Raw genomic sequence first — 12,571 nt, forward strand, 5'->3', positions numbered from 1 at the left:
AAGCCTTTCAAAGCCTTCCGGCGCTTGTCGTATTTGCCCAGGTTTCCAGGAAGCCGATAATGCGACGCATTACCAACTCTTTACCTTGGCCCACCGCAACCTTCATGGGGCTCACGCGGTAGTCACTGCGTCCGATCGCCGGACAGCCACCGTCCTCAACTCCGCTGAAGGAGCACCATGTCCCTCCCCCTTTCGCGTCGGATCGCCCGCGTCGCGCTGCTGGTAGCCGCCGGTGCGGGCTCCGTCGCCGGCGCGGCCGGCGCCGCGAACGCCGCGGACCTGAAGGCCCCCGAGCTGGCCAACGGGATCACCGCGGTCGACGGAGCGAGCCTGGGCAAGAACATCGACGCCGCTTCGCACCAGGCCGGGACCGTGACGACCCACGTCGGTCACGCCGCCATCGACAGCACCGTGCCCGCCGCCACGGACACCGTGGGCAAGGCCGCCAAGACCGGCGCCCCGGCCGCCCAGAAGGTCGCGGGCGACCTCGGCGGCTCCACGGCCGGCCTCGTCGGCACCGCGGCGCAGACGGCGACCAAGGGCGGCGGCGTCACCAAGAACCTGCCGGTCGGCAACCTGCCGATCGGCGGCTGAGCGAGGCCGTCCACCGGTCTCACGCAGCCCAGCGCGAGAGGGCCCGGGAGTTCACCTCCCGGGCCCTCTCGCGTGTCCGCGCCCTCTCCCGGGCGCGGCGTACCGCTAGTCGGCCAGACGGCGGACCGCGGCCTCCACACGCTCATCGGTCGCGGTGAAGGCGATGCGGACGAACCGCTCCCCCGCCACGCCGTAGAAGTCCCCCGGCGCGACGAGGATGCCGCGCTTGGACAGCTCGGCGACCGTGTCCCAGCAGGGCTCGTCACGCGTGGCCCACAGGTAGAGCGACGCCTCGCTGTGCTCGATCCGGAAGCCCGCGCCCTCGAAAGCGGCCCGCAGCGCGGCCCGGCGGCGGGCGTAGCGCTCCCGCTGCTCGGCGACGTGCGCGGTGTCCCCGAGGGCCGCGACCGTGGCGGCCTGCACGGGCGCGGAGACCATCATGCCGCCGTGCTTGCGGATCTGGAGCAGCTCGCCGAGGACGGCGGCGTCGCCCACCAGGAAGGCGGCGCGGTAGCCGGCCAGGTTGGAGCGCTTGGAGAGCGAGTGGACGGCGACGATGCCCTCGTACGAGCCGCCGCAGACGTCCGGGTGCAGGACGGAGACGGGCTCGGTCTCCCAGCCCAGCTCCAGGTAGCACTCGTCGCTGAAGACCAGCACGCCGTGGGCGCGGGCCCACTCGACCGCGCGCCGCAGCTCGTCCTTGCCGAGCACCCGGCCGGTCGGGTTGGACGGGGAGTTGAGCCAGAGCAGCTTGAGGCCGGTGGGGTCGAGCTCCGTAGGGTCGTCGTAGACGACCGGCTCCGCGCCCGCGAGCCGCGCGCCGACCTCGTAGGTCGGGTAGGCGAGGCGGGGGTAGGCGACCTTGTCGCCGGCGGTCAGGCCGAGCTGGGTCGGCAGCCAGGCCACCAGCTCCTTGGAGCCGACGATCGGCAGCACATTGGTGTGCGCCAGGCCGGCGGCGCCCAGCCGGCGCTCCGCCCAGCCGGTCAGCGCGTCGCGCAGCGCGGCCGTGCCCCACACCGTGGGGTAGCCGGGGCTGTCCGCGGCGTCGGTGAGCGCCCGCTGGATCAGCGCGGGCACCGGGTCGACGGGGGTGCCGACCGACAGGTCCACGATGCCGTCGGGGTGGGCGGCCGCCGTCGCCTTGTACGGGTCGAGCCGGTCCCAGGGGAAGACGGGGAGACGGGAGGAGACTGCGCCCACGGTGCTCTCTCTTGGTCGGTCGGTTGGTACGCGGTGGGTACCCGGCGGCTCAGTGGTGACGGGCCGCGGGCACGGGAGGAACGGCCGCGGCCCCGGACGGCTGGGACGCCGTACGGGGCCGCGGCGAAGCTGCGCCGGGGATCAGTGCTCGCCCTCGGCCTGCGGCGGCAGCGCGGCGATAAAGGGGTGATCACGCTCGATCAGGCCGAGCTTGGAGGCACCACCGGGCGAACCGAGCTCGTCGAAGAACTCGACGTTCGCCTTGTAGTAGTCCTTCCACTCCTCGGGGGTGTCGTCCTCGTAGAAGATGGCCTCGACCGGGCAGACCGGCTCACAGGCACCACAGTCGACGCATTCGTCCGGGTGGATGTACAAGGACCGGGAGCCCTCGTAGATGCAGTCGACGGGGCACTCCTCGATGCACGCCTTGTCCTTCACGTCGACACAAGGCTGCGCGATGACGTAGGTCACGCTGTCGTTCCTCCTCGGTAGGGCTCATCTCGCGCGGGAGCGCGGCGTCGTCGATGCCCACACCTAGTATCTCCGTTCCTGGGCACTTGACGAACAAGAGGGGCGAGGAGAGCTGTGGAATTCACCACGGGCGGACAGCTTGAAATCCGGATCAGTGCCGCTGATGTGGGAAAAAGGGTATCCGTCCGGCGCTTGACCGCCCCCGGGGCGGGGACGGAGCGCTTCACGGACACCGTCGGCCACCTGGACTCCTGGGACGGGGGTGTGCTGCGGATCACACGCCGCACCGGGGAGACCGTACTGATCGACGAGACGGCGCTCGTCGCCGGCAAGGTGGTCCCGGCCGCCCCGGCCCGGCGGCGGGGTCCGGCGACGAGCGCGCGCGAGCTCCAGGAGGTCGCGGCGCGCGGCTGGCCGGCCGGGGAGACCGGGCGGCTCGGCGACTGGACGCTGCGCGCCTCCGGCGGCTTCACCGCCCGCGCCAATTCGGTGCTGCCCCTCGGCGCCACCGGGCTGCCGCTGTCGGCCGCGCTGGACCGGATCCGCGCCTGGTACCACGAGCGCGGCCTGCCCGCCCTGGTCCAGGTCGCCACCGGTGACCCGGACCAGGACGCGCGGCTGGACGCGGCCCTGGCGGAGCGCGGCTGGACCGACGAGCGGCACGCCCTGATACGGACCGCCGCCCTGGCCCCGCTCGCCGACACCGGCGCCGACACGAGCGGGGTGCTGCTCTCGCGGGAGCCGGACGAGGCGTGGCTGCGCGCGTACGGGCGGACGTCCGCCTCCGTCGCCGACGCCGTGGGCGTGCTGACGGGCGGGCCGTCGGTGTGGTTCGCGACCGTGCCGGGCGAGCCGGGCCGGCCAGGAGGGGCGGGGCCGGCGGCCATCGGCCGGTGCGTGGTCGACGGCCGGTGGGCGGGGTTCGCGGCCCTGGCCGTCAGCCCGGACCTGCGCAGGCGGGGGCTGGCGACCCTGGTCATGGCCCGGCTGGCGGAGCGGGCGCTCGACGAGGGGGCCTCGGCCGCGTACCTCCAGGTGGAGGAGGGGAACGGCGGTGCCGCCTCGCTCTACGACGGCCTGGGCTTCACCACGCATCACGCGTACCACTACCGTCGCGAGCCCCAGCCGTAGCCGTGGCCGCACGGTCCACGACCGTACCGGCGGCCGCATGATGGAAACCGGCGGTGGGCTTCCCCCAGCGCCCCGAGCGGGTACGAGGCACCTATGTACGACACCACTGGCCGGCGTCGGCGGTTCGCGGAGGCGGCCCGGGAGGAACGGCCCGACCTCGCGCTGCTGTGCCTGCTGATCGCGGCCGAGGCGGAGCCGGAGTCCGGCGAGGAGGCGGTGGACGCCGCCCAGATCGAGCTGGACCGGCTCGCGGGGCTGCTGCCCGCGCTGGGCAGGCACGCCGAGCCGAGGCGGTGGGCGGAGGCGCTCGCCGAACTGCTCGGCGAGCGGTGCGGCTTCCACGGCTCCCCGGCCGACTACCGGCGGCTGGAGTCCTCGCTCCTGGGCGAGGTGCTGCGCCGTAGGCGCGGGCTGCCGATCCTGCTGTCCGTGGTGTGGCTGGAGGTCGCCCGGCGGGCCGGCGCGGCGGTGTACGGAGTGGCGCTGCCCGGCCACTTCGTCGTCGGCTTCGGCGACCCGGACGGTGAGCACGTCCTCGCCGACCCCTTCGACGGCGGCCGGGCCCTGTCCTACGAGGACGCCGGGCTGCTGGTCGCGGGGGCCACCGGGGCGCCGCTGTCCCCGTCGATGTTCTCGCCGGCCGAGCCCCTGGAGATCGTGCTGCGGCTGCTGAACAACATCCGTGCCTGGGCGGCGGCCCGGCCCGAGCGCAGCGACGTCCAGCTGTGGGCCGTGGAGCTCTCGCTGCTGCTGCCCAGCCACCCGGCCAGGCTGCGCTACGAGCGCGCCGAGCTGCTCGTGGAGCGCGGCGACTTCGCGGGCGGCGCGCACGAACTGGAGGCGTACGCGGAGGTGATCGACGCGCTGGAGCCGGCCGCCGCCGAGTCCGTACGGCGCCGGGCGCGGGCGGCGCGGGCGATGCTGAACTGAGCTGCCCCGGGCTGCACCGGTCCGAACCGGGCGGCCCGGAGGGTCAGTCGCCCGCCACGGCGACCGGCTGGGCGGGCAGGGCGCCCGCGCGCCCGCCGCAGGAGGCGACGTTCCGGACGATCAGGACGGCGGCGTCGTCCTTCAGCTCGCCGTCCGTGTAGCGCTCCAGGTCGGCGCGGAGCGCCTGGGCGAGCGCGCCGGGCCGCAGATGGGTCCAGCGGGCGAGGCGCTCGCGCAGGGGGTAGAAGCGGCCCTCGGCGTCGCGGGCCTCCGTGACGCCGTCCGTGCACAGCACCACCCACTCGTGCGGGTCGGCCGGCAGGTCGACGCCCAGGCGCGGTTCGCCGGTCAGCCCGCCGAGGCCCAGCGGCAGCCCGGAGCGGCCGGGGAGCCGCTCCTCGACGGCGCCGCCGCGCACCGCGTAGTACGGGATGTGGCCGCAGGAGAGCACCCGGGTGCCGGCGGACGGCCCGCCGACCTCCAGCAGCAGCGCGGTGACGAAGCGTTCGTCGGTGCCGGTGAGGGACAGGGCGCGGTTGTGCCGGAGCAGCGCGCCCTCCATGTGCTCGGCGACGGCCTCCAGCCGGGCCTCGTGGTAGGCGGCCTCCCGGAAGGAGGTGAGCACGGCGTGGCCGGCGCCGATGGCGGGCATGCCCTTGCCCTGGACGTCGCCGATGAGGACGCGCTGGCCGTAGGGGCTCTCCACCACCTCGTAGATGTCGCCGCCGACCCGGGCGCCCTCCTGGGCGGAGATATAGAACCCGGCGACCCGCAGCGCCCCCGCGGTGATCGGCAGCTCGCGCAGCATGGTCCGCTGCACGGCGTCGGAGACCATCCTGGTCCGGTCGTACGCCGCCTCGCGCTCCAGCAGGGCCGCGCACAGCGCCACGGAGAAGCCGCCGACGAGCAGCGCACCGAGGACCGCGACGACCGTGCCGGCCGTGTCCCAGCCCGGCACGATGGTGCAGTGGACCGTCACCTGGGCGACGGCGAAGGCGGCCGCGACGACGACGGTCCGGCGGTAGGAGCAGAGCCGGGCGGCGATCAGCGGCATCACGCTCGCGACGAGGGCGAGGCGCAGCCGGACGCCGGTCATGCAGTCGAGGGCGGCGAGGGCCGCGATCGCGACGAGGAGGAGGACGGTGAGGAGACGGCCGCCGTCGGGTACGCGTCCGACTCTCATGGCGGGCTCCTTCCTGCCTCCGGGGTGCGCGGGTGGGACGTAGGGACCATACGACGGCCGTATGACGGCTGTGCGACAACCCACCGCGTTTCATGATCGCGTGTACCGCCGGCCGGCGGGCCTCCCCGTGCCGGGCCGTCGCGCCCCGGGCGCCGGAGCGGCTAGAGCCAGCCCTTGTCGCGGGCGATGCGCACCGCCTCCGCGCGATTGCGCGCCCCGGTCTTCTGGATGGCCGTCGAGAGGTAGTTCCGCACCGTCCCGTGGGAGAGGTGCAGCGCCGCCGCGAGCTCCGCGTTGGTCGACCCGTCCGCCGAGGCGGTGAGCACCGCCCGCTCCCGGTCCGTCAGCGGGTTGGCGCCCTCCGCGAGGGCGGCCGCGGCCAGCGTGGGGTCGATGACCCGCTCGCCGCGCAGCACCCGCCGCAGCGCGTCGGCGAGCTGCGCGGCGGGGGCGTCCTTGACCAGGAACGCCTCCGCGCCGGACTCCATGGCCCGGCGCATATAGCCCGGCCGCCCGAAGGTCGTCAGGATCACCACCTTGAGCGCCGGCAGCTCCCGGCGGACCAGCGCGGCCGCGTCGAGGCCGGTCATGCCCGGCATCTCGATGTCCAGCAGCACGACGTCGATGTCGTGCGCGCGGGCCGCGGCCAGCACCTCGTCGCCCCGGGAGACCTGGGCGACGACCTCAATGTCGGGCTCCAGGCCGAGCAGGGCCGCCAGCGCCTCCCGGACCATGGACTGATCCTCGGCGAGCAGGACGTTGATGGTGCGTCGGCCATCGGGGCGCGCGGAGCTGGGCTGATCGGTCACCGGCCCAGCGTAGGCGGCGGACCGGGCCGGCGGGGCGGGGAACCCGGTCCGGCCGCCGGAGACCCCCGTCCCCCGGCGGCCGGAGCTCATGAGGCGCCGAGCGGCGCCGCCGGCCCGTCCTGGGGCGCCCGCCGGCACACGAGCGGTACGCACGCCCGCAGCCGGAAGCCGCCCCGGGGGCCCGGCCCCGTCTCCAGCCGGCCGTCGGCCAGGGCCAGCCGCTCGGTCAGGCCCGTCAGGCCGTTGCCGTGCGGGCGGGCGGGGCCGTGGCCGTCGTCGGTGACGGTCAGCCGGAGCTCGCCGCCCTCCTCCGCGAGCGACACCTCGCAGCGGCGCGCTCCGCTGTGCCGGACCACATTGGTCACAGCCTCCCGCAGCGCCCAGGCCAGCGCGCCCTCCGCGTCGGGCGTCAGGTCGGCGAGGGGCGATTCGTCCGCGCCGTCCGGGCCGGGGTCGCGGACGGCGACCCGGTCGAGGTCCGCCGTGACACCGGCCGCGGCCAGGGCCGTACGGGCCCCGGCGATCTCGGCGTCCAGGGTGGGGCGGCGAAAGCCGCTCACCGCCTCCCGCACGTCGACCAGGGCCTGCCGGCTGACCTGCTCGATGTCCGCGATCTGCTGGGCGGCCGCCTCCGGGCTGCCGGGCAGCATCCGCCCCGCCAGCTCGCTCTTGAGGGTGATCAGGGACAGGGAGTGGCCGAGGAGGTCGTGCAGATCGCGGGCGAGCCGCAGCCGTTCCTCGTTGGCGGCGAGGTGGGCGACCGTGGCCCGGGCCTCGCGCAGCGCCCGGGTCGTCCGCGCCATCTGCCGCACCCCGACCATCGCGAACCCGCCGAGCATCGACGGGATCATCAGCGCCCACAGGAAGTCCGCGGCGCCCGGGGTGTGCACGCCGATGAACAGGAGGATCCCGGAGACCACCGGGATCAGGATCCGCGCCAGCCGCATCGGCAGGACCGCGCCGATGGCGACGCACACATAGACGAACAGCACGAGCCAGGCGGCGCCCAGTGTCAGCGACAGCATCAGCGCCATGGCCAGCAGCGCGCCCAGCACGGCGAAGACCCGCTGCCGCTCCAGCGCCCGCGAGGTGTGCCGGAAGACGAGGGCGAGGTAGACGCCCACGAAGAGCACCAGCCCGAGGCCGCCGAGGACGTCGGCGAGGACCGTGTGGTGGTCCCCGAGGATGTCCTCGAACGGCGCGGCCAGGTAGGAGAACCAGATCCCGATCCACATCAGCTTGAGGAACTGGTGCCGGCGGGTCTCGGGCGGCTCCCCGATACGGACGTTGTCCGTGTCGAGGTCGTCGTCCGCCTTGAGGGCTGCCTGCCACACCCCACGGACACGGTCACCTACGGCCATCGCTGTCTCTCCTCCGGATCCCCCTTCGTTCCTCCGGGGTCCGGCGCCCGCACGGGCCCCCCGCCGCCGGTTCACGCCTTCCGGGTGTCCTTGCGGTACAGCCAGGCGGCCGCGCCCCCGAAGATCACAAGATAGGCGACCAGCACGGCCACGTCCTTGACCTCCGGGCCGTTGCCCAGCTCGATGGACTGGCCGAGCGCGGCGTACGCGTGGGTGGGCATCCACTCCGCGACGTCCTGCAGCCACTTCGGGAAGGTCGTGATCGGCATCCAGAGGCCGCCCAGGATCGACAGACCGAAGTAGATGATGAAGGTGATGGGGCGCACGGCGTCGCCGGTGGCGAGATAGCCGACCGCCACGCCCAGCGCCGCGAAGACGATGCTGCCCGCCCAGATCGCGCCGGTGAGCGCGAACCACTGCCACGCCGCGTCGAACCGGACGTCCTTCACGAGGGCGGCGATGAGGAAGACGACCAGGATCGACGGCAGCGACACCACGGCGGCCGAGGCGACCTTCGCCGTCACATAGCCGCGGCCGGGCAGGGCGGTGAGCCTCAGCTGGCGCACCCAGCCCTTCTCGCGCTCCTTGGCTATGCGCTCGCTGTTGCCGACGAGGACGGCGGTGATGGCGCCGAAGGAGGCCATGGAGACCATCATCAGCAGCGGCAGGGTGAGGTCGGTGCCCTTGACGAGCTCCGTGCTGCTCGCGCCCCCGGCGATCAGCAGGTACAGACCCGCCGGGTAGAGCACGGAGAAGAACATGAACTTCTTGTTGCGCAGGGTGCGCTGGATCTCAAGCTTGATCAGGGTGTTCACTTGGCCGCCTCCTCAGCGGTCGCGGCGTCGGTGATGGCGATGAACGCCTGCTCCAGGCCCAGGCCCGCGACCTCCAGATTGCGGGGGTAGAGCCCCAGGCCGTAGAGGGCGTGGACGGTGGCGTCGGCGTCGTGCGACTGGATGCGGACCGTGCGGCCCGATATCTCCAGGGAGGACAGGAACGGCAGTTCGCGCAGCGCGCCCTCGCCGATGTACCCGTCCAGGTCGAAGACGATCCGGCGGGCGCCGGCCTTCGCCTTGATCTCGGCCGCCGAGCCGTCCGCGATCACCCTGCCGCGGTGCAGCACGATCACCCGGTCGGCGATCGCGTCGGCCTCCTCCAGATAGTGGGTGGCGAAGAGGATCGCCCGGCCGGCCCGCGCCTGGGCGCGCATCACGCCCCAGAACGCCTGCCGGGCCGAGACGTCCATGCCTGTGGTCGGCTCGTCCAGCACGACGAGCTCATTGGCGCCGGCCGTGGCGAGCGCGAACCGCACCCGCTGCTCCTGGCCGCCGGAGAGCTTGTTGACCATGCGGTCCGCGATGTCGCGGAGGTCGGCGTGCTCCAGCACCTGGTCGACCGGGTACGCCCGGGGGTGCAGGTCGCAGGCGAGCTTCACGAGCTCACGGACCTTGACGTCCTCCATCAGGCCGCCGCTCTGCAGCATCGCGCCGACCTTGCCCCGCGCGATGGCCTGCTGCGGAGTGGTGCCGAAGACCTCGACGCGCCCCGCGTCGGGGTTGCGCAGGCCCAGCAGGAGGTCGAGGGTGGAGGACTTGCCGGCGCCGTTCGGCCCGAGGAGGGCGACGGTCTCGCCGGCACGGAGCTGGAGGTCCAGCTCCGAGACGGCGCGAACGTCGCCGAAGCTCTTGCTGACGTTCGTGAAGCTGACCACGGGCGACCCCGTGCGGTGCCGGTCCCCCGTGGACATATGTGCTGTCGTGGTCATGTACTCCATCATCGGGGCCCCGGAAGCGCCGGGGCAGTGTCGGACGTCGTGTACCGGTGATGACAGATGTCATGGCCCGTATAACGGCTGTGACATGCGAAAACCCCCGTGCCGGGTGGGCACGGGGGCTCATCGCGACCTGTCGGCCGGTCAGCTGCCGTTGAGCGGGATCACCCCGGTGCGCTCGGCGGGCGTCTTGCCGCGCAGCGCCTTGCGGAGGGCGCCGACGACGTCCTGCGGCGTGACGGCCGTCTTGCTGCCGTCACCGCGCTGGATGGTGACACCGGCGAACTTGGTGCCGTAGAGCTCCTTGAGCGCTTCGAGGTTGTAGTTCTCGACGAGCCGGCCGTTGACCTCCTTGACCGAGAGGATCTTCGGCAGCGAGCGGTCCGGACCGAACTGGATGCTGTGGAGCGGGTCGGTCTGGACGGTGACGAGGCCCGACATCGCGGGCTTCGCGAACTCGTTCATCACCCGGTCGACCTCGGCCTTGCCGACCTTCGGCTGCTGCTGGGCGCTGGGCAGCTCGACGGTCTTGTTCTCGCCCGTGGCCGCGCGGTCGCGGTACGCCTGGGCGACGGCGTCCACGGCCTTGTCGGTGTCCAGGCCGACGTACGGCTTGCCGTAGACGGCCACGGCCTTGCCGGGCTCGAAGGTGATCGTGCCGTCCTTGGCGCCGCCCGCCTCGCCGGCCAGCGTCTTCAGCGCCGCCGCGATCTTCTCCTCGTCGGCGCCGATGGTCGCCTCGGCCGTGTGGGTGCCGCCGATGAGCGAGGGGATGACCGTCAGCGGGTTGTAGTCCCGGCCGGCCACCGCGCGCACGGTGGCCTGGGTGTCGATCGACAGCCCCGCGACGGACGGCTTGAGCTCCGCCTCCTTGCCCCCGATGGAGACCTTGAGCGGCGCCGTGGCACGGTCGCCGAGCGCGGAGTCGAGCTTCTGCACGGCCTGCTCCTTGGAGCTGCCGCCGATGCCGACGCCGAGCACGGTGGTGCCGTTGGGCACGTCCGCGTGGTCGAGCAGCAGGCCCGCGCCGTAGGCGACGCCGACCAGCGCCACGAGGGCGCCGCCCAGCAGGACGACCTTGGAGCGGCCCTTCTTCTTCGCGGCCTTCTTGGGGGCGCTCTTGGCGGCCGGGGCCGCCGGGGCCGGGGCCGGGACCGCGGCACCGGGAGCGGGCACCTTGGGCTTGGGCACGGCCACGCGGGGCGCCCCGCTGTCGACCGGGCCGGCCTTCTTGCCGGGGCCCGGCGGCGGGACCACGGGCACACCGCTGACGAGCGTCTCGGACGTCCCGCCGGGCGCGGCGGGAGCCTTCTGGCCGCCCTTCTTGCCACCCTTGCCGCCGCCCTTGGGCGCCTTGGGGGCCTTCGTCTGCTGCGGGCCGTTCCCGGGCGCCTGGGCGCCCTGCGGGCCGCGCGGCGCCGACTGGGCGCCGACGGGCGGCGCGGGGACGCGCGGAACGCCCTCGCGCGGGGTGTCCGTACGCCCGGGGGCGAACGCGGCACCGCCCGGCGTGCCGCCGGGGAAGGCGTTCCCCTGGCCCGCGGTGGGCGCGGGGAACTGCTGCGTGGTGTCCGGGGCGCCGGTCCACGGCGCGGCGCCGGCCGAGGCGCCGGGGCCCGGCGGCGGCACGGCGGGCGTGGCCTGCGGGGTGCCCGCCACGACGGGGTTGGTGCCCGTTGCCATAGGGGCCATGGGGTCGCCGGCCCACGGGGCGGGCGTGGTGCCCGTCGTGGACGCGTCGGCGGGGCCGCCCGGCCACGGGGTCGAGCCGGTGGTGCCCGAGGCGGAGGCGCCGCCCGGCCAGTCGTCGGTCTGCGCGCCGGAGCCGCGGGGCGTGGCGGTGTCGGGCTGCCACGGGGTCGTGCCCGTGGTGCCCGAGGCGGAGGCGCCGCCCGGCCAGTCGTCGACCGGCTTCGGGGCGCTCTGAGGGGCACCCTGAGAGGCACCCTGAGAGGCACCCTGAGAGGCAGAGGCCACGCCGGAGGGCGCGCCCTGCCACGGCGTCGTCCCCGTCGTGGAGGCCGACGGGCCGGTCGGCCAGTCGTCCACGGGAGCGGCCGGGGCGGCGGCCGCGGCGTCGGCGGGCCACGGGGTCGCGCTCGTCGTCGAGGGACCGGCCGGCCAGTCGTCCACGTGACCGGCGGGGGTCTCCGCCTGCCAGGGCGTGGTGCCGGTGGTGCCCGAGGCGGAGGCGCCGCCCGGCCAGTCGTCGACCGGGCCGGCGGGGCGCCGTTCGCCCGTGCCGGCGGTGCCGTCGGCGGGCCACGGCGTCGCGCTCGTCGTCGAGGAGCCGCCGGGCCAGTCGTCGGTCCGGGCGGCGGAGGTGTCGGGCTGCCAGGGCGTGGTGCCCGTGGTGCCCGAGGCGGCGCCGGGCCAGTCGTCGGCCGGCTGCGGAGTGCCGTGGGGGTCCGAGGGCATGCCGGAGGACGCGTCCTGCCACGGCGTGGTGCCCGTCACCGAACCCGACGGGCCGGTCGGCCAGTCGTCCACCGGGGCGGCCGGAGCCGCGGGCGGCGGGGTCGACTTCTGGGTGGGCCGCTGCGGGAGGGGCGGCACCGAGGCGTCGCCGGACGTCTGCGGACGGCGGCCCGCGGCGGGGGGCGGCGTGCCCGGGGAGGACTTGCGCGGGGCGAACCAGTCGCTGGTCTTGTCCTTCGACGCCGGGCGCTCGGCCTCCTGCTGACGGGCCGGGGCCGGCTCGGGGCGCCGGGGCAGGGCGGGCTTGCCCTCGCCGCCCTGGCGCGCGGCCGTGCCGGAGCCTGCCGTCTGACCGCTCCCGGCGGCCGCCTGCGGGGCGGGCACGGCGGCGGGGCCCGGGGCGGCGGCACCCGGCTCGTCGCCGACGGGGGTGCGCATGATGACCGGCGGAATGGGCCGCGAACCCGGGATGTTGATGCGGATCCGCGTCGTCAGCGTGGTCTCGGTCTTCTGCTCTTCCGGCTTCGGCGCCATGGCCTGCTCCTCGCTGACGCCACCGTCTGCGGACGGCTGGCGGGTTCCGTACGGCGGGGTCCCCGAGGGGTACGCGGCGCCACCGCGGCCCTGGGGCCCGGAGGACGAACTGTCAGATTCACGGCTCAAAGCAGGTTCTCCCGGTTAGCTCCGCCGCCCGTCATGA

11 protein-coding genes are annotated in these 12,571 nt (G+C 74.6%); 3 read left to right on the forward strand and 8 right to left on the reverse strand.

Annotated features, from left to right (window positions below; all coding sequences use genetic code 11):
- Positions 1–177 precede the first annotated feature (177 nt).
- Entirely contained in the window at positions 178–594 is a 417-nt protein-coding gene (locus AF335_RS25840) for an ATP-binding protein (RefSeq protein ID WP_102920795.1), read from the forward strand.
- Positions 595–699: 105 nt separating this feature from the next.
- Here the strand turns inward: AF335_RS25840 and dapC are convergent, their stop codons facing one another.
- Both dapC and fdxA read right to left on the reverse strand, forming a co-directional pair.
- On the reverse strand, positions 700–1,797 hold the full coding sequence (gene dapC, locus AF335_RS25845; RefSeq protein WP_102920796.1) for a succinyldiaminopimelate transaminase: 1,098 nt from the start codon (positions 1,795–1,797) through the stop codon (positions 700–702).
- A 141-nt stretch (positions 1,798–1,938) separates the two neighbouring features.
- The gene (gene fdxA / locus AF335_RS25850; RefSeq protein WP_087926433.1) at positions 1,939–2,268 is read right to left on the reverse strand and encodes a ferredoxin; all 330 of its coding nucleotides are present in this window, start codon (positions 2,266–2,268) and stop codon (positions 1,939–1,941) included.
- 114 nt (positions 2,269–2,382) lie between these two features.
- Here fdxA and AF335_RS25855 point away from each other — a divergent pair, with 114 nt between their 5' ends.
- Together AF335_RS25855 and AF335_RS25860 are read left to right on the forward strand one after the other, a co-directional pair.
- Positions 2,383–3,399: a GNAT family N-acetyltransferase gene (locus tag AF335_RS25855; RefSeq protein ID WP_102920797.1), complete on the forward strand. Its 1,017-nt coding sequence runs from the start codon at positions 2,383–2,385 to the stop codon at positions 3,397–3,399.
- Positions 3,400–3,492: 93 nt separating this feature from the next.
- The gene (locus tag AF335_RS25860) at positions 3,493–4,329 is read left to right on the forward strand and encodes a transglutaminase-like and tetratricopeptide repeat-containing protein (RefSeq protein WP_102920798.1); all 837 of its coding nucleotides are present in this window, start codon (positions 3,493–3,495) and stop codon (positions 4,327–4,329) included.
- Between the two features lie 43 nt (positions 4,330–4,372).
- Here AF335_RS25860 and AF335_RS25865 read toward each other — a convergent pair whose 3' ends face one another.
- The 6 genes from AF335_RS25865 to AF335_RS25890 all read right to left on the reverse strand — a co-directional run bounded on the left by AF335_RS25865 (position 4,373) and on the right by AF335_RS25890 (position 12,405).
- Positions 4,373–5,512, reverse strand: coding sequence for a PP2C family protein-serine/threonine phosphatase (locus AF335_RS25865; protein ID WP_102920799.1), 1,140 nt, complete (start codon positions 5,510–5,512; stop codon positions 4,373–4,375).
- A gap of 161 nt (positions 5,513–5,673) precedes the next feature.
- Complete coding sequence (locus AF335_RS25870; RefSeq protein WP_280524646.1) at positions 5,674–6,321, reverse strand: response regulator transcription factor; 648 nt, start codon at positions 6,319–6,321, stop codon at positions 5,674–5,676.
- 86 nt (positions 6,322–6,407) lie between these two features.
- Positions 6,408–7,682 (reverse strand): sensor histidine kinase, encoded by a 1,275-nt coding sequence (locus AF335_RS25875; RefSeq protein WP_102920801.1) that lies wholly within the window; start codon positions 7,680–7,682, stop codon positions 6,408–6,410.
- Between the two features lie 71 nt (positions 7,683–7,753).
- Positions 7,754–8,497: an ABC transporter permease gene (locus AF335_RS25880; protein ID WP_102920802.1), complete on the reverse strand. Its 744-nt coding sequence runs from the start codon at positions 8,495–8,497 to the stop codon at positions 7,754–7,756.
- On the reverse strand, positions 8,494–9,447 hold the full coding sequence (locus AF335_RS25885; protein ID WP_184742914.1) for an ABC transporter ATP-binding protein: 954 nt from the start codon (positions 9,445–9,447) through the stop codon (positions 8,494–8,496). Before AF335_RS25885 ends, AF335_RS25880 begins: the two co-directional genes overlap by 4 nt.
- Before the next feature lie 150 nt (positions 9,448–9,597).
- Positions 9,598–12,405: a hypothetical protein gene (locus AF335_RS25890; protein ID WP_170127795.1), complete on the reverse strand. Its 2,808-nt coding sequence runs from the start codon at positions 12,403–12,405 to the stop codon at positions 9,598–9,600.
- Positions 12,406–12,571 lie beyond the last annotated feature (166 nt).

It is taken from the genome of Streptomyces eurocidicus, assembly GCF_002891295.1.
Taxonomy (GTDB): domain Bacteria; phylum Actinomycetota; class Actinomycetes; order Streptomycetales; family Streptomycetaceae; genus Streptomyces; species Streptomyces eurocidicus.